Origin of the sequence: Pedobacter psychrodurus (assembly GCF_004331735.1) — a bacterium.
GTDB lineage: Bacteria > Bacteroidota > Bacteroidia > Sphingobacteriales > Sphingobacteriaceae > Pedobacter > Pedobacter psychrodurus.
Genome location: NZ_SJSO01000012.1, coordinates 12,973 through 37,946, shown reverse-complemented (window position 1 = coordinate 37,946; position 24,974 = coordinate 12,973). Strand labels below are relative to the sequence as shown.

Sequence of the window (24,974 nt, the reverse complement as noted above, 5' to 3'; positions counted from 1 at the left end):
AAATACAATACAATGATTATCAACGAATTAAACACACCTCAAAACGCCGTTATGCTTTTATTACCGTTACATTAACAAATTGTTAAGCCCTAAAAACACTTAAAAAAAGGCAGTATATTAAAGCTGATGTAACGCTTATAGTGCCTGGATAAATGCAGATAAATTATCACCCTGCGCCATATTCAGCTTTTTCCTTAGCCTATATCTCGATACCCTTAAGCTATCGGTAGATATACCGAGCAAGGTTGCAATATCGCCCGAATCCAGATTCATTTTTAACAGTGCAATCAGGCGCATATCGGCTGAAGTAAGCTCGTTGCTATATTTTTTTAGGCTTTCGAGAAATTGATGATGCACCTGTTCGAAAGCCACAGTAAATTCTTTCCAGTTGCGTTCGTGGTTAAAGCTCTGATTAATCTCGGCGAGGATCTGGTTCATCTGCTTTTTCTGATCGCGTTTATCCTCTTTTACCATTGCCTGTAAGGTACTTCTCAGGTTTTCCAGGAATTGATTGTGTTTGATCAGGTTTAAGGTATGGGTAGAGAGCTCCCTGCTTTTGACCTCTAGCAACTGCTTTAGGTTTTGTTCTTCGAGCTGAAGATTTTTGAGCTCCAGACTGGTCATATCGTGCTCTATTGCCTTCTGCCGCGCCAACATCTGTTGATCTCTTAACTTTAACCGTTGCCTGCTAAAAATAACAAAACCTAAAACAACCAATAATATCACCACAATTGTGGCAGAAAAAGCAATAATCCTGTTCACCTTTCGGTCGTTTTTCAGTTTATTAATCTCATCCGATTTTTTATTGATATCGTAAAGTACCTGTAAAAAGGCAACCTGCCGGGCACCATCTTCCGAATACAGATCGATCGTGTATTTATAGCCAAGTTTTACATAATGGTATGCGCTATCCATATTATTCAACAGCTCATAAGCCTTACCCAAATCTCTGCAACAGGAGCTTAACTGATAAATATTCCCCATCTTTTCGGCCAGTTTCAGCGCAGTTTCGGTTTGCGCAATACTTTCCTTATACCGGCCTGTTTTACGGAGGATATCGCCTAAATTATTAATTACCTCAATACTCCCCAGGTCATTATGATCTTCCTGATATAAATTTAGCGACTGTTTAAAGTGCACATAAGCAGAATCGTAGCGCTCCAGGTCTTCATATATACTGCCCAGGTTTTCGTGTATTTTTGCCTCCCCGCTTTTATCGTTAACCTGTCCGCTTATTTTTAATGCCCGTTTCTGATAATAAAATGCACTGTCGTAAAGCTGCCTTTTTTCGTATAGCTGCCCAATATTACCCAAAACAGTTGCCTGCCCGGTTAAGTTATTCGCTCTTTTATAAATACCAATGGCTTTACTATAGCTATTTAAGGCTTTATCTTTCTGCTTCATATAATAATATAGCACGCCAGCATCGTTAAGGTTGGCAGCCAGCAAAAGTGGTTGACTAGCATTGTTAAATATTTTATCGGCTTTTAAAAAGAACTCTAACGATTGACTAAAATGTCCTTGTGTATAACAAACCTTGCCCATTTGCTGCAAACATTTGCCTTCTAAAAGCTCATCATTATCATCGATAGATTTGGCATATATTTTTTTTAACTGTACCAGGGCCGCAGTAGGATCTTTTTGGTTCAGGGCAATAATCGATTCGAATTTTTCTTCCTGCGCAAACGCGTTCGAAATAAAAAGCAGGAAAAGCACAAGAATACTTAAGGGTTTGATCATGTTAAAAGCATCTCTATCAGGCAATGCTGAACAAAGAAAGAGCGTATATGTTAACTTAAGGTTAAGTTGAAAAATTAACTGATGATAGCAACAATGACTTAACCCATTTCCGGTGTCATTTTTACTATCCATTACCTTTCTATTTTGTAATTTAGTAGTAAAACCATTTTATTGATATGAATATTACCTATGAGACAGCTGTAATCCCTAAGCCAGAAGAAGTAATTGAACTATGTGTCCAGGCCGGACTTAAAAGGCCAACTGACCCAGAAAGAATAGCGCTCATGTTAAAAAATGCTGATCTATTGGTTACCGCATGGCAAGCGGATAAACTTGTTGGTATTTGCAGAACCATTACCAATTGGGTTTGGTGTGCTTACCTGGCAGACTTGGCCGTATTTACGGGCTTTAAAAGTGCTGGCATAGGCAAAGAAATGATTGCTATTACACGCCAAAAACTCGGCGATCAATGTATGCTTCTCCTCTTATCGGTACCTACTGCCTTTAACTATTACCCTAAAGTGGGTTTTAACAAAGAAGATCGCGCATTTAGTATTGAGCGTACACAATAATTTTATAAAGATGAAAAAGATTATTCTCGACCTTGCCGTTACATTAGATGGCTACATTGAAGGCCCTAGACCAGTTACTATAATTAGTCCGAAGTCGGGAGTCCGAGGTCCGGAGTCGATTAAACGATTACTTTGAAAATGTACCAATTAACAAATGACCAGTGAACCAATAAACCAATGGTTAGTTTGGAGTTAAGCGTTTAGAGTTTAGAGTCGATTAACTGATTACTTTGAAAATGCACCAATTAACAGATGACCAGTGAACAAATGAACCATAATTAGTCCGGAGTTGATAAAATTCAAAAGCATGATTAAACAGTTATTAGCGATTAATTTTCTTCTTGGTTTAGGTCTACTTTCTGAGCCGCTCTTTGCTCAAAATAAAGAAACAATATCACTATCTATTCACCAAAACCCATCGTGGATCAAGATCAATCGCACGCCTACACTGTATTATGAACTCCAAATCAAAAACAGTTCTGCAGATACCATGGAGATCAAAACCTTGAAAATATCTGGACATCACAAAAATTACTTAGCGTTAAGTGGAGAAAAACTAGCCGAACGCACAAAAAGCAGTGACCACAAAAACAGAAATCTGATTATTCCTGCTGGCGGCTCTTGCGTCATTTATGTAGAACTTGAAAATCAGGTCATAAAATCCAAGCCTATTCTAAATAGATTGGAATATTATCCTCATCACCAAGGGCCAAAAGGAACCTCCGCATTGATAGCAACTACATTACTCCCCACAACAACTAAACCAACGGTATTGGGCAAACCACTGCAAACAGGTTTATGGACTGCCATTTATGATCCGGCATGGACTTCAGGACATAGAAGAGTATTTTATTCAGAAAAAGGAAAGCAATATCTTCCTGGCCGTTTTGCCATCGATTTTATCCGCGTTGATAGTACGGGGAAATATGCCATAAAAAACACAGATTCGATCAAAAACTGGCTGGGTTACAAAAATGCTGTAATTGCAGTAGCTGATGGCATTGTATCGTCAGTTCAAGATGATTTTAACGAATCAGCAACCGTATCTCAGCACAAAAATCCGGCACCCGATCAGGCCAGCGGCAATTATGTTTCCATTAAAATCGCCGAAGGAAAGTATGTTTTCTATGAGCATTTAAACCCCAATAGTATCCGGGTTAAACCGGGAGAAAAAGTTAAAAAAGGTGATATAATTGCCCAGTTGGGCTTTACCGGACAATCTACCGGCCCTCATCTTCATTTTCATTTAGCCGATCGTGATAGCCGCCTGTATGCAGAAGGATTACCTTATGTGTTTGAGCATTTTTTTCAAGTAGGCCGATATTCAAGCCTAGATAACTTTGGAAATGGCTCTTAGCAAAACAATGAACAGCTTAAAGTAAAGCAAGGAAGACCATCACCAAATGCGGCAATCGAATTTTAATTAGACATCATACAGTCATAGGTATTTATTCACCAAAGGAATCTTCCGCAGCAAATAAGCGGTTCCCCAACTTAACGCCAGCGACAGGATAAAGACAATTAAAAACTTAAATCCTGCGCCTATGTTAAAATTCAACAATAAAAACTGGAACCAGGTTATATAGACAAAATGTACCAGGTAAATTAAATAGGCATGTTTACTAAGCGAATCCCACCAGGTAATCTTTTTCACAACCAACTTACTAAAAGTAGTGAGAAATGCTATAGAAGTTAGCGTACAACAAAGCACAAATAGCGTATTATTTACTATTGCAATTTGATTAACCATAAGTTTTTGACCCAACACTTCCTTTAAAAGATCCGGTAGGAACAAGAAGGAAATGAAAGCAATAATCGCTAATAAGCACCATAAACGGTAGTGTTTAACGGGTGATGAATCCTCAGCAAAAACTCCTTCACTGATCGCTAATTTTCCAACAACTGCTCCAATTCCAAAATAAGCAAAATATAAAACTAAACGACTGAGCTGAAAATCGAAAGGTCCAATTCCCGTCCAGCTATAAGGCCCGAAATAGCCTGCCATGGGCAGATAAGCCAGCAAACCTATTAAAAACAAAATTAAAAACAGGCTAAAAGCTTTAGTGCTTTTGTTAAGGTTTAGCTCCAGGAAGAAGTTCTTTCGGCCATTAATTAATTGGTGAAATAATGCAGCAACCAAGTTAAAAACAAACAGCAACCATAAAAACCATGGTGGCCCAACTGGCCAGGCTTCAGTTGTGAAGAAATCCCTAATGTAAACCCAAATATTGGTACTACCGCTCATTAAATAAAATGAAGGGAAGTAAGCCAAAAGCATCAGCATGGTCCCCAGCAATAAAAATGGAATCAATAATCTGAAAACTTTATCTTTAATAAATGATAAGCTGCCTTTCTTATTAATGCTGGAAAAGAAGAAAAGTCCACCCAGAAAAAACATGAGCGACATAAAAAAGGTATCGTTAAAACTGACTACACCATCAAGTAATGCCCATCTGCTACGATCTACTACAGGATGTGTAGACAGGATATAAGCATCTGTGTTAAATACCGAAAAAGTGGTGTAGGCCAATGCAGCATGATGTGCAACCACTAAGACAGTAACGGTAGACCGTAAATAATCTACCCATACATTTCTCGAAGATTGATTAGCCATTATAATCTCAATTAAAGCAATTACATTAATGGTAAATTTACTATCTTAATAAGATTAAGCATCAAAAAAAACGACACTATATTTTTATGGAAGAAATAAAAAACGGAGTTAAAGCTTTTTATGCGAAAACCCAGGCCGATTGGCGCCAATGGCTAGCCGAAAATCATGAAAAAGAAGTGTCTGTTTGGTTGATTATCTATAAAAAAAATGCATCTGCAGATAGCCTTCCTCATGCTAATGCAGTTGATGAAGCCCTTTGTTACGGCTGGATTGATAGTTTAACTGTTAAACGGGATGAGGAAAGCCGATATCAATTTTTCTCTAAAAGAAAACCTAAAAGCAATTGGAGCGCAATTAACAAGAATAAGGCTTTACACATGATAGACCAAGGATTAATGAGCCATGCAGGACTGTTGTCAATCGAAACAGCTAAAGCCAATGGCATGTGGGATGCCCTGAATGATGTGGAAAACCTAATTGTACCCGATGATCTGAAAAAAGAATTTGAAGCCAATAAGCTTGCACAAACACATTGGGAAAAATTCCCTCGTTCTTCAAAGAAAGCCATACTAAAATGGATATCAGAAGCCAAAAGAACAGAAACAAGAGCAATAAGAATTAGCGAAACCGTTAGGTTGGCTGGAGAAAATGTACGGGTGAAGTAGAAATGATTCGGGAGTCTTTAGTCGGGAGTCCGAAGTCCAGAGCCGATTAAAGAGTTGGAAGTTTGGTATTTGGAGTTTAGAGTTTAGAGTCAATTAACCGTTTTTAATCCGAAGTCTTAATCAGGAGTGCTTAGCCAGAGGAGTTGATTACCAATTGAACGATTGGAAGTCGATTAACTGATTAAAACTATTAACCAATGAACTAATGACCAGTAAACTAATGAATTAGTCAAAAATGTATAACTGGAGGAAACGTTTAAGCATAGTTATCTAAAAACAAAATAATTCATCTTATTTAAATGCAGATCGCTAATCAGCGACTGAGCAGGAATTAAAAATACGATCAAAAAAAATAGCAGCCAGTAAAGAACTGGCCGCTATTCATCATTATTTATTCATTGTGTGTTGTGTATTTTCTAATAACCGCTGTTTTGCTTTAAAATACCTTTAGAGAGATCTATCTGATCTTGCGGGATTGGCATTAAATATAGTTTATCGTTCCAGGTTCTTTCTTGGATCGGCTTGGCGGCATCGGCAATACTATATATCGGTTTCATTACCTGTGGAGCAATTTTCCAACGTCTGATATCCATGTAACGCTGTCCTTCAATAGCCAACTCAACGCGTCTTTCATTTCTGATTAATGCTCTCAAAGTTTCTTGTGTGGCATATTTAGTTCTGTCAACTACTGGCATACCCGCACGCGTCCTGATTTTATCCAGGGCATCATACACGGTTGCATCGGGGCCAGTTAGTTCGTTTTTAGCTTCGGCATAGGTTAATAAAACCTCAGCATAACGGATTAAAATATTATTCGCATGGTTATCAATCTGATCTCTATAAATTTTAGGATCAACCATTTTACGCACACTATAACCAGTTAAGGCTGTGTTACCGGCGCCTTCAGTCCATTTAAATGAGTAGTCGTCTTCGATGGCACTCCAAGGATTTCCATCGAATAAAATACTGGCATAAAAACGTGGATCTCTGTTTTTATATTCATTTTTAAATGCAGGATCTTTCGCTTTATACCATGCTGCCCTTTGTGCTTGCGATGGCGGAGTAATTAAATCGCCTGTTTTATAACTTGGATAGCTGTTTACCAGTTCTTGCGTTGGTGCGATAGAACCCCAACCACCTAGATCGCCCGAAGGTAACAAGGTATTTAAGAAATTAATATCTTGTTGTGGAATGCGCTGCCTATCTAATATTACTTCTACATTGCCTTCATTTACTTGTTGAAACAAAGCTTCGTAACTGCGCAAACCTAAACGGAATTTTTTCTCGTCATCGGCATTTGCGAAATCTACCCAAACACTGTAGTCATCTTTGGCGTTTAGTGCATCTTCCGCTGTTACTTTAAACAAATCGTAACCCAATGTCATTACCTGGCTTGCTGCATCTGCAGCCAATTGCCACTGACCTTCGTACAGGTGAGCACGTGCTTTTAAGGCCAATGCTGCTCCTTTGGTAATACGGCCCTTTTCGTTTGGTTTACCACCCGCATAACTTTGCGGTAAAACTTTAGCGATGGCATCTAGCTCATCAACTACAAATTTTAATACTTCTGCTTTCGGTGTTCTTGGTACATTTTCTCTACCAAGCTCAACTGTTTTGGTCGATAATGGTACATCGCCAAACTTACAAATCAACCAGAAATAAGCATTAGCCCTGATAAAACGTACCTCAGCTTTATATCGGTCCAGTAAGGTTTTATCCATGCTGGTTACTTTATCAGCATTATCTAAAAAATAATTGGCACGACCAACTGCTGTAAAACTCCAACCTGCATCTAAAGTAGAATTTACGTTACCCGATGATACTGATGTTGCCGAACTCTCCCAAGGGTACTGAGCATGTGCATTGTCGGCTGCTGCATCATCATACACCATATCATCGCCAGGTAACTGACTGTAAACACCGTTTACGGCTAAGTAAACATCATTGGCATTTTTCCAAAAAGTAGCTTCCGATACTTGATTTAATGGTGGTCTCTCTAAAAAATCTTTCTTACAAGAAACAAAAACAGTTAATAACAGTAGGCTTGTAATTATATATATCTTTTTCATTTTTCTAATCATTTTATAATCCTGCACTTAAACCAAACGACCAGGTTTTAATACCTGGATAGCCACCACGGCCTGAAGCAGATTCCGGATCGTAATCGCCCAAACGTTTATCTGCCATGATTGTGAAAGGATTATTGGTTGTTCCATATATTCTTAATTTAGACAAACCAATTTTTTTCACTGCATTTTGAGGTAATGTATAACCCAAAGTAATGCCCCTTACCCTGAAATAAGAGCCGCTAAACAGGTAGAATGACGAAAGTTGATCAATATTATGTCCGGCATCTGCGGTTAATAATGTTCTTGGGAAATCGGCATTGGGATCAGGATTTTCTTTTGTCCAGCGATTTAACAACTGTACTTTGGCGTTTGCACCGTTAAAGAAAGGTGCTGAAGCTTCCTGACCTAAATAGGTTTTTACTTTGGCTACACCATAAGTAAGGATATTAAAATCGAAACCTTTATAGGCTGCGCTTAAATTAAAACCATAGTTTACGAAAGGCACATCGTTACCAATAACGGTACGGTCGGCAGCATTAATTACATTATCTCCATTTATATCTCTGTATTTAATATCTCCAGCTCTGGTACGTGCATCCTGAAAAGCATGTGAAGCAACCTCTGCGTTACTAACAAAAAGACCGTCGGCAATATAACCGTAAAAAGATCCAATCGATTCGCCAACTCTTTGGATAAACTGACCATCAAATCGATCGTTGTTATTGTCTCCAATTTTGGTGATTTTACTTTTGATCAATGATAAGTTACCACCAATGCTAAAAGTAAAGTCTTTTCCGATTCTATTATTATGGTTAATGGCTAACTCTACACCAGTATTGCGGGTACTTGCCGAATTGGTAAAAGGTACGTTTAAAGGATAAAATGCAAGGGCGGCATTACGTAATAATAAATCTTTTGTATCCTTAATGTAGTAATCTGCAGTAATATCCAATTTACCTTTAAACAAAGTCATATCTACACCAAAATTGGTCATGTATACTTTTTCCCAGGTTGTGGTTGGCCATGATCCGTCTGCTTGCCAGATTCCATCTTGTGCTGTACCTTCAAAACTATACTGAAAGCCAGCATTTAATCTGTTAAAATAGTTCCCTACAGCAACCACATCCTGATTACCTAGTGAGCCATAAGAACCGCGGAGTTTTAAATTATCAACCCAGGTAATATTTTTCATGAAGTCTTCCTTAGAAACTACCCATCCAGCTGAAAACGATGGAAAGAAGGCTCTACGCACATCTTCACGGAAACGCGAAGAATAATCGATACGGGCATTTACCTCTAACAGGTATTTATCTTCAAAAGCATAGTTAAAACGGCCAAACATCGATCGCATTGACCATTCTTCGGCCGCAGTTCTGTTGGCTAAACCAAAAACTCCAGCGATAATATCATCGTTATTATTATCTGATAATATATCTTCTCCATTACCAGAACCATTGATGATGGTACTTAAATCGTTATTAGGAAAGTTTCTTCTGCCAATAAATGCACTTCTAAGCACATTACTTTCTTGCGATGCACCTACCGTTAGCTTGCCATAATGTTTACCAAAAGTACGCTCATAATCTGCAGTACCTTGTACCAACAATTCTTTTCTTTTTACCCAGTATTCTCTTAAATCGTTCTGTGTCCCTACTCCTGCGGGGAGTGAAATGGGATTGCCTGTTAAAAAGTTATTAATCGGCGTCATGGTATTGTTAAAGGCTGTGCTATTGTTATTGGTAAACTTTAACGAAACCAATCCATTTATTGAGAGACCTTTTAAAGGTGTTAATGTTGCATTTGCAGCAGTTTGAAGCAAATTATTCCGATTATTGCCTTTCGATGATTCGGCTATCATACGGGCTTGGTTACGATATGGAATTGAGCTACTGGCTACAGTACCATTGTTTACCGATCCCCATTGGCCATTACTCTGACGAAAAACGGTAGTAGGCAAAGAGCGGTTCAATTCAGTCCACGCTAAGTTACCCAAACGATCGAAAGCCTGGTTAATAAAGGAAATATTGGTACCTACCTTTAAAATATTCTCGATAACCTTGGTTTCGGTATTTAATTTGGCATTAAAACGGTCCTGATCTTTATTTGGAATCAACGATTCTTGAGTTAAATAATTTAAACCCAAATAACTGCTGGTAATTTTACCAGGGGCATTAATATTTAAATTCACATCGGCCTGTGGCGCACTTGGTCTTAAAACTTCTTTATACCAATCTGTATTTGGATATAAATCTGGTTGAGAACCATTTCTGTATAACTCTATCTGTGCTGGCGTGTACATTGGACTACGGCCAACATTGGTAAGCGCCTCATTATAAAGCGTAGTATAATCTACTGATCCTAAGTATTTTGCAATACGAGTAGGCGATTGCCAGCCGTAGTTGGCATTAAACTCGATGGTTGCTTTTTCTCCGCCACCTCTTCTGGTGGTTACCATAATTACACCGTTAGCTGCTCTCGAGCCATATAAAGCTGCAGAAGATGCATCTTTTAGCACTGACATGCCCGAAATATCATTTGGATTTAATGTGGCAAATTCTTGCGAACTGGCCGGAATACCATCAATAATATAAAGTGGAGTACCGGCACCTGCTAAACTGCTTCTGCCTCTTATATTAACAGCCGTACCACCTGTAGCGCTTGCACTTACATCGCCAGGGCGTTGCAAAATGGTTAATCCTGGCGAAATACCCTGTAATGCATTTTGTATAGAGGTAACAGGTCGCTCTTTTAACTGTTTAGGTGTAATGGTTGCAATAGCTCCTGTTAAACTTGATTTTTTCTGTGTACCATAGGCTACCACTACTACCTCATTTAAATCATTGGTTTGAGGCACCATAGTAACTTTTACCGTTGCCGAAGCTTTTACCTCTTTGGTTTGGTAACCTAAATAAGAAATTACCAAAGTGGCATCATCTGCTACACCTGTTAATTTAAAGTTTCCAGCTTCATCACTCATCGTACCCTGTTCTTTTCCTTTTACTTTAATGCTGGCACCAGGTATGCCCTTGCCTATTTCATCTAAAATAGTTCCAATTACATCTATCACCTTATTTACAGGTGTACTTTGTTCTAGATTAAAGCTTGGGGCAATATTTAAAGGACGTTCTTTAATTACAATCGTATTGGCCTGTATAGAATAAGTTAGCGGCTGATTTTTGAAACATTGATTTAAGACTTCAGCCAAGGGCATATCTTTTACATCAATGCTTACTGTGTTTGCTTTTTTTAAGTCGCTCTGGATAAAAAACACATAATATCCACTTTGATTTTTTATTGCTTTAAGCACTTTTTGTAACGAAGCGTTTTTTTCGTTAAGCGTAATGTTCTTTTGCGCAAAACTGGCCGCATTAACGTGTAAAAAGGCTACAAAAAGCAATAAGATGGTTAGCTTCATAGATAACAGAATTTTATTCTTTATGCAGCTTGTGCTACATAAATTAAAATCGTAAATTTTCATACATTTGTTAGGTTTTAGGTTAAGTTAAATGCTTATAGCTGTTGCTATTACATTTAGAATGTTTTAACTATTTGGTTATTGTTGGAACAATTTTAATCTAAAGCTTTAAACGGGTTTCGATTGCACTCGAAATCCGTTTTTCAGATTAAAATTTAATATGTTATTTTAAAATTTTAATCCTCCTTCCTTCTATTTTAAATTTAAACTTATCTGTAGATTCTAATATTTTTAAGGTTTCTTGCAGGTTATTGTGTTTGGAAAAAGATCCTCCGAAATAAATTCCATCAAAATCGCCAACATACTCAATATCAACATCGTACCACCTAGCCAGTTTTTGCATCGCTTCTTTAATGCCTTCATTATTGAACATGAAAAAACCATTTTTCCAGGCGATGTATTCTTCAACATCAACATTGCTCACTTTGAAGCCCTTATTTTGAAAAATAGCCTGCTGACCTGGTTTTAATAAGCCGATAGCCAGGGGGCTAAAGTTTTTAACGGCTACCCCACCCTCTATCAAGGTTGTTTTGATTTCAGCATCATCGGCATAGGCACTAACATTAAAATGCGTACCCAATACACTTATTTCTTGTTTTGCTGTTTTGAGTTTGAAAGGCTTGTTTTTATTCTTGGCCACTTCAAAATAACCTTCGCCAGTAAGCTCCACTGTTCTATACTTGCCTATAAAATTGGTAGGATATTTTAATGATGACAGTGCATTTAGCCAAACTTTAGTTCCATCGGGCAGGGTAACCTGATACTGGCCGCCAGCCGGTGTGCTGATCGTGTTAAAACCCGGTTTACCTAGCGCTGATTTATTTTCTAAAATGGTATAAATTAATTGCCCATCGGCTGTTTTGGTAATTTGAATTCCCTCCTCTTTGGCTATAGTACCATTTTGCGCCTGGTCTAAATTAATTTTAGTTCCATCAGCAAGTGTTAAAAAGGCTTTGTTACCTCCAGGTTTGATTAAACTAACTGATTTATTTATTTTTTTAACATCAGTACGTTCGCTAAAAAGATACCAACCAAATCCTAGAACGGCGATTAATGATGCAGCAATTGCTAAACGATAAAAATACCTGCCTGGGCGTTTTTTATCTTGCTGATCTATTTGTTGATTAATTTTATTAAAAATTTTTTCGCCAACTTCAGTTTGCTCTTCTTCGTCAATCTGTTTTTCACTCGCCAAAGTTTTATGGTTCAATTGATTATTGTACCAGGATTCTAATTTAAGGCGTTCTTCTTCACTGGCAGTACCGGCTATATATTTTTCTGTTAATTTTATTAACTCTGCTTTTTTCAATCGCTTATGGTTTGGTGTATGTACCCAAAATGGGCAGTATCCCCCAAAAGAAATTTAATTATTTTACAACAAACTATAAATCAACAATTTAAATTAACAAGAAATTTCAGTAGACATTAAAAAATAAGCTAGAATTAATTTTTGTGGCGATGATGGATGGGCTATTTACCCCAAATACCAGCCAATAATAAGATGGCCCAAAACAAGAATTCGCCCATATCGGTACGTAGGCGGCGTAATGCGATGGTTATCTGGTTCTCTACTGTTTTTGGTGAAATGTTTAATCGGTCGGCAATTTCTTTTACACTAAGGTGCTCTTTTCTACTCAGGATAAAAATTTCTTTACATTTTTGAGGCAACTGCTCAATACTCTCATCTAAACGTTGTGCAATCTCTTTTTCGGTAAAAGCATTTTCAGCATTGTGCGGACTGACCAAGAGTTCGGTATCATGAAGTAAATCGGTGCGTAATTTCCCATCTCTAATCGCTTTAAATACCTGGAACCGAACTGAAGTAAACAGGTAATTATTCAGGTTATCAACTGAGGTATGCGCCCGTTTTAACCAAAGGCTCACAAATATTTCTTGTATAATATCTTCAGCCGCCTCTTTGTTGCGCAAAATATGATAGGCTGATAAATATAGTTTGCTCCAATACCTGTTATAAATTTTTTCGAACGCACACCGATCATTGCTTTGCATATCGCTAACAAGCAAACTATCAGGCCATAGTTGAAAATTATCAGGTTTCATTAATATAAGGAATATCTTTGCAATACTAAGCAAAAAAATAACGGTTCAATTTATATATTTTTCGCAAATTAGCACAAATGTTGCCTTACTGAAGAGACAAAATGGAGGAATTAAACGATGAATCGATAATCAGTTTGCAGTTGCCAGTTCTCAATTGACCAGTTTAAACCGTTAACCAAATAATCAGTTTGCAGTTGCCAGTTTTCAGTTAACCACTTTAAACAATTAACCAACTAGCCCCATGACAAATGAACCAATGACAAATGAACTAATCCATCTCCTTAACCAACACTTCCATTAATTCTTTTGCAGAAGTATATTTTAAGTTTACTGCGTTTTGTCCTGACCAGAAATTGTACATATCTGTTTTGCCCTGTGCAATGGCAGCAGCTCTTAACGGCCCCATTAATCGGGTTTGCAGCGGAAATGGCAACACCTCAGTTTCATAATTAATAGCGCTAGATATTCGGTTGCCGATCATCCGGCCCATTCTCCCCGTTAATGATTTAGAAAGTACTGTATTTTTTGATTCTTCAGAAAAAAGTTTTGCCTTGTGCATGGGCGTTGCATTAGATTCGTCGGTTACTAAAAAGGCGGTACCAATCTGGACTGCATCTGCACCAAGCGTCAACGCTGCCCTTATACCTTTCGCATCGGCAATACCTCCCGCAGCAATTATTGGTGTTTTTGTTTTCGCTTTTACTTGTTGGATCAATGCAAAAGTTCCTGTTAGCGACTCATTTGCCGGTTTAAGAAACGAAGGACGATGCCCACCCGCTTCAAATCCTGTTGCTACAATGGCATCAACCTGGGCTTCTTCGAGTGCTAAGGCCTCATCTAATGTAGTTGCTGCACCCACTGTTTTAATGCCTAGCTTTCGTGCTTCGTTTAATATTTCTTTTGAAGGTATACCGAATATAAAACTAAATACTGCGGGTTTCAGCTCGAAAAGCGTTTCTACCTGTCCCAAAAATTTTGAAGGTATATTGGTGTCAAGATCGGGTAAAGGAATACTCAATTCATCAAAAAAAGGTTTGAATAATGTTTTAATCTCCTCTACTTTTTCTGCTGGAAAATCAAACAAACGCTCATCTACATCATTTACCCATAGGTTGATATTGTAAGGTTTATCTGTTTTGGTTCTTACAATTTTATCGGTTTCGATAATTTCTTCAGGACTTAAGGTATATGCGCCAAGGCTGCCCAAACCACCAGCGTTTGATACGGCTGCTAAAAGCTCAGGCGTTGAGAATCCACCGCCCATAGGGCCTAATAAAATCGGATATTCGATCTTTAAAAGTTCGGTTATTTTAGTTCTATTCCACATCCTAATAAATTTTTACGTTGGTTAAAAGTTTATTTACAATTACCCATCCCCGATCGGTTAGATTTAGCGATAAAAGATCGTAATAATTAAAATCAAAAATAGGCAGATGAACTTTGGCAATTGCAATAGAATTGATAATTTCTATCGACAATATTTCCATACGAAATGTTTCATTGAGCTCCTGCGGACTTTTGCGCTTACTTACACCTTCTAAGTATTCATCAAGCGTTTTAAAATATGGAATACCGTTTACATCACCAGCCAATATAGACTGAGGGTGAAATATTTTTCTGAGTAGTGCGGTATCTCCATTAAAAACTCCCTTAAAATAAGATGACAGTACCACTGCTATTGCATTTGCGTTTTCGGTGTAATTGTTCATGGTTTTAATTTTTAAGGTATGCTCCGGCTAATTATTTCCTTTTGCATACCTGGTTCTTGCTTTAATTCTTATACTTATCCAATATGATGACCTGCTACATGACCTCCATCTAAATTGATGATTTCGCCTGTTACAAAATTACTTTCTGCCAGGTACAGGGCGAGCTGGGCAACATCCTGCGTTTCGCCAATGCGGTTTAATAAATGTAAACCTGCAAACGCATCTGCATCACTAATGCCATTTTTCTCTTGTAACGGACTTCTAATAATCCCTGGTGCGATGCCATTTACCCGGATGTTGTTTTTACCGAATTCGGCAGCCAATTGTTTGGTTAAGGCATGAATCCCCCCTTTACTCGAAATGGGTGCAGTTGCAGGAAAACCTCCAATGGCATGATCTACCAATACGGTTCCGATGTTAATAATTGCACCACCATCTTGTTTCAACATTTGCGCTATGGCTGCCTGAGTAGTGAAAAATGTGCCTTTTAAATTGATGCTTAAAAATTTATCCAGGTGTGCTTCATCTACCTCTAAAAAAGGTTTTGGCTCAAAAATACCGGCATTATTTATCAGCACATCTACAGCACCAAAACGTGCTACTGCAGTTTCTACCAATAGTTTACCTGTATTAATGTTGCTGATATCGCCAGCTAACATGGCCAATTGACGGTGCGATCCTAATTCATTGAACGCAGTGATTAAATTATTCTCATTTGCAGCGTTGATCACCACATTGTGACCCTGTTTTAAAAATAAAGCTGCAATGGCACGACCAATACCTGTTGATGCGCCTGTTATAATAACTGTTAGTGTTTTCATGTTTTTGATGATTATTTATTGTTTGCGGTTATCCCTTTTTCGCGCAATACCGATACCTGCTCGCCTGCATATCCCCAATCATCCAATTCGATTTCTTGAATTACTACATGGGTAAGCTTTGGATCTTTATCCAATACTTCGGTAATCAGTTTGGTTATTCCACTAATTAAGGTCTGTTTTTGTTCGCGTGTAACACCTTCGCGGGTTACTTCTATTTTTACGTATGGCATGGCTGTTCGATTAAATGGTTAATGATGCGGTTAATTTTACGTCAAGTTCAAATTCGTTATAGATCAGGTTATCGCCAAGGTTGGTGAAAAAATTGCCTGATCTGAATTTCATGTTGTACTTGGTACGATCGATAAAAATTTTACCAGAAGCAGTTAACGTATTGCCGTTAACAACCACATCTGCCGCAAAAACTACAGCATGTGTAATGCCTTTAATGGTTAAATCGCCAGTAATTACGGTATTATCTTCATTGGTTTGATCAACAGCTGTAATGACGAATGTGGCCTCTGGGAATTGATCGGTTGCAAAAAAATCTTCAGAGAATAAATGTCCGGCGAACTGTGCATTGGTTGCAGGGTCGGTAACATCCAATATTACAATAGAGGTGGTATCGATAATAAACTTCCCATTACTGAGTTTACCATCGCTTAAACTTAGTGAACCCGATTTAATCGTGATGGTTCCGTTATGTGCTCCGGTTACTTTTTTACCCGTCCAGTTGATGTTGCTTTGAGCGCTTACAATTTCAAATTTTGTAGTTTCCATTTCTTTGTTTTATCAATCGTTAGTGATTTGACAATACAAAGTAAAGGAGGATTTTTACAGGGCTTAGGTGATGTACATCACATTCTGCATGTGCTATTTTTGTGCGTTGTAAAGCCTGCTCAGGGTTTCTCTCGAAACTCCCAAATAGGCCGCAATTAAATGTTTGGGTACGAGATTATACAGTTGAGGATACATGGCTAAAAGTTCTTCGTAGCGGGCTTTGGTATCGTTATTCATAAAAGATAATAGCCTTTTTTGCGAAGCCAGATAACCTCTGTTTGTTCTCCAACGAAAAAAATGTTCAGCCTGACGGATTTCGCTGCAGATTTTTTCGCGGTCATCGTTAGAAAGGCATAATACTGCTGCATCGCTAATGCAATCTACGCTTATGGTTGCGCGAGTGTGGTTGTATAGGGCGCCATAATCTGAAGTCCACCAGGTAGGCATAGCAAACTGCAGGATATACATCTTAATTTCATCGTTGATAAAAAAAGCTTTTAAACAGCCCGAGATCACAAAATATTCGTGATCTACCTTATCTCCCTCACTAATAATGGCCTGTCCTTTTTTAAAAGACTTCGACTTGAAATGGGAAAATAAATAATCGAACTCTTGGTCGGTTAAAGTAGCCGTTTTTAAAATATGTGCTTTTAGTATTTCTTTAGAATCCATGGCTTGAAATAAAGGTAAGAATTATTGGGGTTAGTAGGAAGTCGGGGAGTCAGGAGTCCGAAGTCTGGAGCCCAAAGTCGATTAAACGATTAATATATACGCTGATTCCCCAATCTAAAAGTCACCCTTAGGCTTAATTTATTTCATAAAATCATTATAAATGACATTTAATTATTGGTCTTGTGCGATATGTAATTCCCCTATTTCAGAGGGGTGTCCGCAGGACGGGGTGTTTTATTAGTCCTAGCCGGACAGGCTTCTTTCTTTTTGGCGTCAAAAAGACCAGCACGGCTAGCTTGAATGCCGTTGAAAACATATGGGCCCATGAAAAAACAAAAAACACCGGCTGAAAATTTTTCTTTCGAAGCTACTAGGTTGGCTTGGCCAGTGCAGCCCGAAAAATTTGTTAGGCCGGATTTAAGTAGAACGGGGATATGTTGCTACGGCCTAGTTGGGCGGAAACACAAAATCAACATAAACCACTCACATTTAAGTAATTAAAAAATGACATCAGTGATCGCGGAGTCGAAGGGCAAATAATATTTAGTCCGAAGTCGATTAAACTACATACAATTAACCTATTACTTGATTTTTAATTTTTTAAATGTAACTTTGTTGCATTGAGCTATTCGATGTATACATATCGTAAAGAAATTTTTGCCCGTATATGGGCGGTATTGCTATTGGCGGTATTTCTTAATGCAACACTGATAGAAAGCCTTCACCATCATAGCGCCGAAAAAACCGGTTACAGCAAGCAAAGCTGTAGCCAGGCGCATCCGCTTAAACAATTGGCTTCGGCAAAGCTAAAATGTAAATTGTGCGAGGTATTGAAACACCGTTCGCACATTTTCGATCTCCCTGCTCCCATTGCATTCGCTTTGCCTGTAGTTAAACCAACGATTAAACCTTGTGCTTACCTGATGAGGCATGCTGTTGCTTACATCTTATGCTGCGCCAATAAAGGCCCACCAAGCCTAATGGCTTAATACCCAATTCGCGAGTTTTTATCCAGAAATTTCATTTTGTTCAATGTGCAACCATGTTTGGTATGCGCCTATACGTCTATATCTTTATGCTTCAGGCTATTTCATTATCTAAAAATTATGGGGCATACCAGGCCCTAAACCAACTTAATTTAACTGTTAACCCTGGTGAAGTATTTTGCCTGCTGGGCCAAAACGGTGCCGGAAAAACCACTACCATCAATTTATTTCTAGGTTTTATTGAGCCGAGTAGCGGAAAAATTTTAATCGACAACGAAGAAATCTCCGCGCACAATGATGAACGGCGGAAACACCTGGCCTACATTCCTGAGGTGGTTATGCTTTATAGCAATCTTTCGGCCATCGAAAACCTCAATTACTTTTCTAAACTGGCGGGTTTTAACTATGGTACTTCAAGCTTGATCGGTTTTTTAAAGCAATGTGGTTTACAGGAAGCTGCCCACCATAACCATTTATCGGGTTTTAGTAAAGGCATGCGCCAAAAAGTGGGGATTGCTATCGCGTTAGCCAAAAATGCAAAAATCATTTTAATGGATGAGCCCACCAGCGGGCTGGACCCAAAAGCTACGGCAGAGTTTACCCAATTGGTTAAACAACTGGCTGCTGAAGGGAAATCGATATTAATGGCTACACACGATATTTTTAATGCGGTAAATGTAGGTTCGCACATTGGCATTATGAAACAAGGTGAATTAATCCATACACTTAAAGCCAGCGATATTACTGCAGCCGATCTTCAGGAATTATACTTACAAACCATCTAAAAACAAATCCAATCCATGTATCTAACATATAAAGGCTTTTCTATTTCCTGTGCGCTCTGTTTGCTATTGCTCTTCAGCACATTTAGCCTGGTCACTTTTGCTCAGATTGAGGTGAGTGGAAAAGTAATCGATACCCAAAACCAAGCTATCCAAAAAGCCACTATTAAATTTAAGAATGGGAAAGACCAACTGAATACAAGCAGCGATTCGCTCGGTAATTTTTCGGTTATTTTACCTAAAATGGCCAATTACACCATCACCATTAGTGCCGTAGGCTACAGCACTTTTAATCGCATTTACCCCGTTAATGGGATTGGTGATTTGAAACTGGATGCGATTGTACTGCAAACCACCAATGAGGAATTGCAGACCGTTGAAGTGGTAGGTACCAATGGCAAAAAGTACTATGGAAACTATTCTTTTTCGGCCACCAAAACGGCTTCATTGAACAAGGATATCCCACAGGCTATTTCTTCGGTTTCGAAAGAATTAATTGCCGACAGGCAGGCGGCTGTACTGGCCGATGCGGTTAAAAATGTAACCAGTGTATCACAAAGCAGTTATTACAACCAATTTTCGATCAGGGGAATTAACCAGAACGAAGAAGGTGCTATTATTAACGGCATGCGTACCCGCCAATATTATTTTAACCAGCCTTTAACCAATAATCTGGAACGGATAGAGGTAATAAAAGGTCCCGCAAGTGCTACATTTTCGAGTGTAGACCCAGGGGGAAGCATTAACCTGGTAACAAAAAAACCACTGACTGAAGATCGCAAAGAGATTAGTCTCTCGGCCGGAAGTTTCAGCACCATTAGAGGTGCTTTAGATTTTACTGGTCCTTTAAATGCTGATAAAACGCTGCTTTACCGACTTAATGTGGGTTATGAAGACAGCAAAAGCTTCAGGGATCTTCAATACAGAAAGGGTTACCTCATTGCCCCTTCGTTTTCGTACATCCCGAACGATCGAACCAGTTTAAATGTAGAAGTTGTAATGAACAACAGCAATTCGAGGTTAGACCGTGGCCAGGCTATTTTTGGTGCAATTGCTGGTAAAACCGATTTAAAAAGTACACCGATCAGTTTCAATATGGGGGCCAGCAACGACCGCTTTAACAGTCAGGATTTAATGTTGATGACCAATTTTTCGCATAGCCTTACACAGGATATCGTATTTAATGTGGCTTATATGAAGCAAAACTGGAACGAAGATCTTTTAGAACATAGAACCACCAATGCTTTTGGCGTTGATGAAAATAATCAACCTATTCCTACCCTGGCGGCCATGCGTGCCGTTCAGCGTCAGCAAAAATGGCGAACCGACAATTTAAGCACCTATTTTAGTATAAACACCAATACTTTTAGCTTAAGCCATAAGCTGGTAATTGGGTACGATAGAATAAACACACAGAAACTGCGGGGCGGCGGCGAAAACTCGGCTCAGGGCTATCGTTTAAAAGATGGAACCATTGCCGCAAGGTACGATGCTACAAAAAAGGATCTCTATTTATTTAAGGTGGTAAATGGTATAAATGCACCAGTACCCAACGTAGAGCACTTTAACCTGACCAACCCAGCCTATACCATTAAAAATTTAAGCGATTACGTTTTTACCAAAACAGAAATTCCGGCTGCATATAATTTGGTTAATGCAGTGTACCTGCAAGATCAGATAAAATACCATCAACTTACCTTAACATTGGGTTTACGACAAGAGTGGTACGAGGATTACAGCAATTACAAATTAGCTACAGAAAAGAAAATTTATCAGCATAAGCTTTTGCCAAGGGCCGGAATTACCTATGCAATAAACCCAAACATTAACCTTTACGGAACCTATTTACAGGGCTACCAGCCGCAAGGTAATACCTCAACCCTGGTTATTGTTCCACCACCTGCAGGCACCAATTTTAAACCTTTAGAAAGCGACTTAAAGGAGATTGGTGCAAAATCTGAATGGCTGAATAAAAACCTGATGTTTAATATTTCGGTATTCGAAATTAACCAGAAAAACCTATTGATGAATGCAAATGATCCGTTGGATGTAAACCGCTTGATAGAACGTGGTGCACAACGCAGCCGAGGTATCGAATTCGAAGCTTCTGGTTTTATCAGGTCTAACTGGCAATTTAATGCAGGTTATAGTTATGTAGATGCCATTATTAAGGATGATTTTAATCCTGATTTAATTGGCCAAAGGGTGCAGAACACACCAAAACACAGTGCCAGCTTATGGACACGCTACAACTTTGAAACCCACAAACTAAAGGGAATAGGTTTTGGAGCAGGTTTACAGTATAGTGGCACTAAACTTCCCTTGTACATCAGAGATTTTGTACTGCCTGCTTATACCCTGATAGATGCTGCGCTTTATTATTCGCCTGCTGGTTCTAAAGTGCAACTGGCTGTAAATATGAATAACATTTTAAATAAAACCTATTGGGTTGGCGCACAAAACTATCTACGCCTTTTCCCCGGTACACCAAGAAATGTAATGTTTAACGTAACGTATAGCATATAATGCCAAATAGAATAAGCACTATAGCCAAACAGACTTTTAAAACAGTCCTTAATAACAGGGCCACCTTAGCGTTAACCCTACTATTGGGTTTATCACTTTGTTTGGCCACTTATGTGGGCTGGCAGAATTATAAAACACAAAATAACCAGCGCCTGCATTATAAAGAGTTGGTTAGGGCACAATGGCTGGCAAAACCAGATAAACACCCACACCGGATGGCGCACTACGGTTACCTCGCCTTCCGCGAGAAACATGAACTGAGTTTCTTCGATTTTGGGATAGAAAGTTTTGCAGGTGTATCGATCTTTTTAGAAGCGCACAAACAAAACACCGTAAATTTTAGTGAAGCAGGTTTTTCTAACGGGATGTTACGCTTCGGTGAAATCAGTGTGGCCATGGTGCTGCAACTCCTGGTACCACTTCTAATTTTCTTCTTAGGATACAACAGCATTTCTGCTGAGCGCGAATCAGGAACTTTAAAAATTCTGCTATGCCAAAATTTAAGCTGGAAACAACTCCTCTGGGGCAAAACATTGGGCATCATTGGTATTTGTTTATCAATATTTATCCCGCTTATGCTGCTTACCATTTTGCTATGGGCTTCGCTAAGTCATTGGCAGATTAGCGGTGATGCCAGTTTGCGCTTATTGGTACTGATTTTTAGCTATGCGATCTATTTCTTCGTTATATCTGCCATTACGATTTTGGTTTCGGCATTTGCACGCAGTTCTAAATCAGCCCTAATCACTTTATTGGCCTGCTGGATATTTTTTATGGTCATTATGCCAAGAATTACCCAAGGAATCGGCGTAAAAATCCATCCCTCTCCATCTAAAATAGAATTTGCCGATGCCATTGCTACGGACATCCATAAACAGGGCGACAGCCACAATCCAGATGATCCGCATTATGCCGCAATTAAAGACTCATTACTTAAAACTTATGGTGTTAACGATGTAAAAAAACTGCCTTTTAACTATGGTGGCTATATTATGGCAGAGGGCGAAAAAATAACCTCAAAAATTTACAGCAAGCACCAAAAGGAACTGAATAAAATTTTTGAAAAGCAGAATAGCATTACCACTGCAGCAGGTTTCATAAATCCTTACTTATCACTCAAGCATATTTCGATGGGCATAACAGCCTCTGATTTTGACACCTTTGTTGATTTTCAGAACCAGGCAGAAGCCTACCGCTATCAGCTGGCGCAAAAGATGAATAAACTACAGATTGATAAGATCAGCAACATTGCCCCAGGAGAAGAAGAAAAGCCTTTGGCCATTAGTAAGGCAAACTGGGCCGAGCAACCTGATTTCAATTACCATTTTGGCAAATTAAGTGCGGTAATGGCGAATGAGTTATGGGCACTGTGTGCTTTAACCTGTTGGTTATTGGCAACGGTTATGCTGCTACAATACACAACCAGGTGGATTAAAACGATATAGCGATTAAGGATGAAAAAAAGTATATATAACCTCGAATTTAAACTGTTTTTTAGAAACAGCTCCTCATGGATCGGCATCATTGTACTGCTGATTACAGGCTTTGCCGGTTTGTATTTCGGCAAAACATTTATTGCCGACCAACAGGCCGTAATTGAAAAAGCAGCAATGCTACAAAAGAAAAACACCCTCAGCAATATCGATCATTTTGGTAAAGATATTGGCTTATTGTTTTACCACAATAAGTTTTCATTGGCCAATGCACCCAATGCCTGGGCCGCTTTTGCCAATGGGCAGCGAGATATTAATCCTTATTTAATTTCGGTAACGATGTTGGGCTTAGAAGGCCAACTTTACGATACGGATATTAATAACCCGGTAAGCCTGCTTTTGGGAAATATGGATCTGAGTTTCGTATTTATCTTTTTATTTCCCCTGGTGATTATTGCCTTTAACTATAACTTACTTTCGGAGCAAAAAGAAAGCGGGCTTTGGTCGTTGTTAAGGGCACAAACCAACCAGTCTTTTCAGGTAATCTGGCAAAAATTTTTAGTTAGGGTAGCCGTAATTTTTACTGTTGCTTTATTGTTGTTATTTGTAGCCATTCTTTATCTGCATTTACCTGTAGATTTTACCTTTTTTTCAGTTACCGCTTTGCTCATGCTTTATCTGGCTTTCTGGTTTGCAGTTTCATTTTTTATCATTTCTTTAGCAAAATCATCTAACTTTAATGCATCGGCATTGGTTGCCGTTTGGGTACTTATCTGCATTATAATTCCAGCATCACTTAATCTTTTTCTTAGCCGAAAATATCCCATGCCAGAAGCACTGCAGCATGTAATTAACCAACGCGAAGGTTACCACGAAAAATGGGATATGGCCAAAGAAGTTACGATGAAACCATTTTTTGAACATTATCCGGAACTGAAGCAGTATCCCTTCCCACAAGAGAAAACCTTTAGCTGGTTCTGGTATTATGCCATGCAGCAAATGGGCGATGATCAGGCCATGGCGAGTAGGCTCGCGATCGAGAATAAACTGGCCGTCAGACAGCGATTTACCAATACGCTTGCATTGTTCTTCCCTACCATACAAACCCAGTTAGGGATAAACAATATGGCTGGATCGGATCTTAGTACCCACCTCGATTTTCAGCAGGCGGTTAGAAAATATCATGAGCAGATCCGGCTGCATTTTTATCCGAGCATCTTCCTTAATAAAGTAGTAGGCAGTACTGATATTAAAGATTATAAACTGGAAAAATATACTCCTCAGCAAAGGCCATCTGTATGGGTTAATTTGCTATCTATATCGATCTTAACCGTAATCCTAATTGGAACAACAGCTATTAACTTTAAGCGGCAGGAACAATTTTAGGTTTATTGTAGTTGAAACAATATAAAAATGAGGCTGTCTCATATTTGTGATTCCATTCGAATTTGTCACATTGAGTTTCCCGAAAAATCGGGACAAGTAGACGAAACGCTTCGCGAGGCATTTAAACAGGTCCTTTGACAGGCTACTATTGACGGACCCAATAGAAAGATCGTCATTGCGAGGCACGAAGCAATCTTAAAGCGCTCGCTACTAGCGATAGTTGTAAGATTGCTTTGTCGGCTGAAAAGGCCTCCTCGCAATGACGATTCCTCGTCGGCATAGGAGTAAAAAACCCCCGTCGCTAATATTCATTTTATACAATAAATTATCCTTCAGGATGACAATTCTATATTTAAAATACAGGCTTTTTTTTTATCGTAAAATTAATTAGCTGCAATCAGAAGCAGTATGGATTCATCCTTTAGTTGCAGCCAAATAAACTATTGGCCAATGCGCTAAAATCTATTACCCAAAGAAGAAAATCTTTACATCTGGCTATGCCTTACAGGATGGAGCAGGACGGATTACCCAAATAAATGTTCTAATCTCGTACAACCAAGTATAATCAATTCCCTTTAATCAATACCTACATGAGCAAGAAAATTACGCCAACCTAATGCAATAGTTTGCTCCAAATTACCTCAATATTGCCATTTTAAAGCCGTGGAACAAATAAGAATAATAAG

20 protein-coding genes are annotated in these 24,974 nt (G+C 38.7%); 8 read left to right on the top strand and 12 right to left on the bottom strand.

The features are described 5' to 3' along the window. Positions 1 to 135: 135 nt before the first annotated feature. Positions 136 to 1,872 (bottom strand): tetratricopeptide repeat protein, encoded by a 1,737-nt coding sequence (locus tag EZ456_RS15040; protein WP_225876551.1) that lies wholly within the window; start codon positions 1,870 to 1,872, stop codon positions 136 to 138. A gap of 44 nt (positions 1,873 to 1,916) precedes the next feature. Between EZ456_RS15040 and EZ456_RS15035 the strand changes: the two genes are divergently transcribed. Together EZ456_RS15035 and EZ456_RS15030 are read left to right on the top strand one after the other, a co-directional pair. After that, positions 1,917 to 2,312 carry a GNAT family N-acetyltransferase gene (locus tag EZ456_RS15035; RefSeq protein ID WP_131531460.1) on the top strand — a complete coding sequence of 132 codons (396 nt, stop codon included), beginning with the start codon at positions 1,917 to 1,919 and terminating at the stop codon, positions 2,310 to 2,312. Between the two features lie 307 nt (positions 2,313 to 2,619). Beyond that, entirely contained in the window at positions 2,620 to 3,669 is a 1,050-nt protein-coding gene (locus EZ456_RS15030) for a M23 family metallopeptidase (RefSeq protein ID WP_131531458.1), read from the top strand. Between the two features lie 81 nt (positions 3,670 to 3,750). On the opposite strand, the gene EZ456_RS15025 is transcribed toward EZ456_RS15030, so the two are convergent. Beyond that, positions 3,751 to 4,926: an acyltransferase family protein gene (locus EZ456_RS15025; RefSeq protein WP_131531457.1), complete on the bottom strand. Its 1,176-nt coding sequence runs from the start codon at positions 4,924 to 4,926 to the stop codon at positions 3,751 to 3,753. Positions 4,927 to 5,012: 86 nt separating this feature from the next. Between EZ456_RS15025 and EZ456_RS15020 the strand changes: the two genes are divergently transcribed. Then, a complete protein-coding gene (locus EZ456_RS15020; RefSeq protein ID WP_131531455.1) occupies positions 5,013 to 5,591 on the top strand; it encodes a YdeI/OmpD-associated family protein in 579 nt (192 codons plus the stop codon). Positions 5,592 to 6,007: 416 nt separating this feature from the next. Here the strand turns inward: EZ456_RS15020 and EZ456_RS15015 are convergent, their stop codons facing one another. From EZ456_RS15015 to EZ456_RS14970, 10 genes are all read right to left on the bottom strand, one after another. Beyond that, the gene (locus tag EZ456_RS15015) at positions 6,008 to 7,660 is read right to left on the bottom strand and encodes a RagB/SusD family nutrient uptake outer membrane protein (protein ID WP_165501335.1); all 1,653 of its coding nucleotides are present in this window, start codon (positions 7,658 to 7,660) and stop codon (positions 6,008 to 6,010) included. A gap of 13 nt (positions 7,661 to 7,673) precedes the next feature. Then, the gene (locus EZ456_RS15010; RefSeq protein ID WP_165501334.1) at positions 7,674 to 11,075 is read right to left on the bottom strand and encodes a TonB-dependent receptor; all 3,402 of its coding nucleotides are present in this window, start codon (positions 11,073 to 11,075) and stop codon (positions 7,674 to 7,676) included. A gap of 223 nt (positions 11,076 to 11,298) precedes the next feature. Next, positions 11,299 to 12,444: a FecR family protein gene (locus EZ456_RS15005; RefSeq protein WP_131531449.1), complete on the bottom strand. Its 1,146-nt coding sequence runs from the start codon at positions 12,442 to 12,444 to the stop codon at positions 11,299 to 11,301. Between the two features lie 161 nt (positions 12,445 to 12,605). Further along, positions 12,606 to 13,196 carry an RNA polymerase sigma factor gene (locus EZ456_RS15000; RefSeq protein WP_131531447.1) on the bottom strand — a complete coding sequence of 197 codons (591 nt, stop codon included), beginning with the start codon at positions 13,194 to 13,196 and terminating at the stop codon, positions 12,606 to 12,608. Between the two features lie 268 nt (positions 13,197 to 13,464). After that, positions 13,465 to 14,523 carry an NAD(P)H-dependent flavin oxidoreductase gene (locus tag EZ456_RS14995; RefSeq protein ID WP_131531445.1) on the bottom strand — a complete coding sequence of 353 codons (1,059 nt, stop codon included), beginning with the start codon at positions 14,521 to 14,523 and terminating at the stop codon, positions 13,465 to 13,467. Between the two features lies 1 nt (position 14,524). Beyond that, entirely contained in the window at positions 14,525 to 14,905 is a 381-nt protein-coding gene (locus tag EZ456_RS14990) for a nuclear transport factor 2 family protein (RefSeq protein ID WP_131531443.1), read from the bottom strand. A gap of 74 nt (positions 14,906 to 14,979) precedes the next feature. After that, complete coding sequence (locus EZ456_RS14985) at positions 14,980 to 15,726, bottom strand: SDR family NAD(P)-dependent oxidoreductase (RefSeq protein ID WP_131531441.1); 747 nt, start codon at positions 15,724 to 15,726, stop codon at positions 14,980 to 14,982. 11 nt (positions 15,727 to 15,737) lie between these two features. Then, positions 15,738 to 15,956 (bottom strand): tautomerase family protein, encoded by a 219-nt coding sequence (locus EZ456_RS14980; protein ID WP_131531439.1) that lies wholly within the window; start codon positions 15,954 to 15,956, stop codon positions 15,738 to 15,740. Between the two features lie 10 nt (positions 15,957 to 15,966). Continuing rightward, entirely contained in the window at positions 15,967 to 16,503 is a 537-nt protein-coding gene (locus EZ456_RS14975; RefSeq protein WP_131531437.1) for a YceI family protein, read from the bottom strand. Between the two features lie 93 nt (positions 16,504 to 16,596). Then, positions 16,597 to 17,175, bottom strand: a complete 579-nt coding sequence (locus EZ456_RS14970) for a Crp/Fnr family transcriptional regulator (RefSeq protein ID WP_131531435.1) — start codon at positions 17,173 to 17,175, stop codon at positions 16,597 to 16,599. 632 nt (positions 17,176 to 17,807) lie between these two features. Between EZ456_RS14970 and EZ456_RS14965 the strand changes: the two genes are divergently transcribed. The 5 genes from EZ456_RS14965 (at position 17,808) to EZ456_RS14945 (ending at position 24,288) form a co-directional block, all read left to right on the top strand. Beyond that, positions 17,808 to 18,164, top strand: a complete 357-nt coding sequence (locus tag EZ456_RS14965) for a hypothetical protein (RefSeq protein ID WP_131531433.1) — start codon at positions 17,808 to 17,810, stop codon at positions 18,162 to 18,164. A 62-nt stretch (positions 18,165 to 18,226) separates the two neighbouring features. Beyond that, positions 18,227 to 18,946: an ABC transporter ATP-binding protein gene (locus tag EZ456_RS14960; protein ID WP_205945105.1), complete on the top strand. Its 720-nt coding sequence runs from the start codon at positions 18,227 to 18,229 to the stop codon at positions 18,944 to 18,946. A 15-nt stretch (positions 18,947 to 18,961) separates the two neighbouring features. Further along, positions 18,962 to 21,469, top strand: coding sequence for a TonB-dependent receptor (locus tag EZ456_RS14955; protein ID WP_131531431.1), 2,508 nt, complete (start codon positions 18,962 to 18,964; stop codon positions 21,467 to 21,469). After that, positions 21,469 to 22,914, top strand: coding sequence for an ABC transporter permease (locus EZ456_RS14950; protein WP_131531430.1), 1,446 nt, complete (start codon positions 21,469 to 21,471; stop codon positions 22,912 to 22,914). The genes EZ456_RS14955 and EZ456_RS14950 overlap by 1 nt, the downstream gene beginning before the upstream one ends. Before the next feature lie 9 nt (positions 22,915 to 22,923). Beyond that, positions 22,924 to 24,288: a DUF3526 domain-containing protein gene (locus tag EZ456_RS14945; RefSeq protein ID WP_131531428.1), complete on the top strand. Its 1,365-nt coding sequence runs from the start codon at positions 22,924 to 22,926 to the stop codon at positions 24,286 to 24,288. The last annotated feature ends 686 nt before the right edge of the window (positions 24,289 to 24,974 follow it).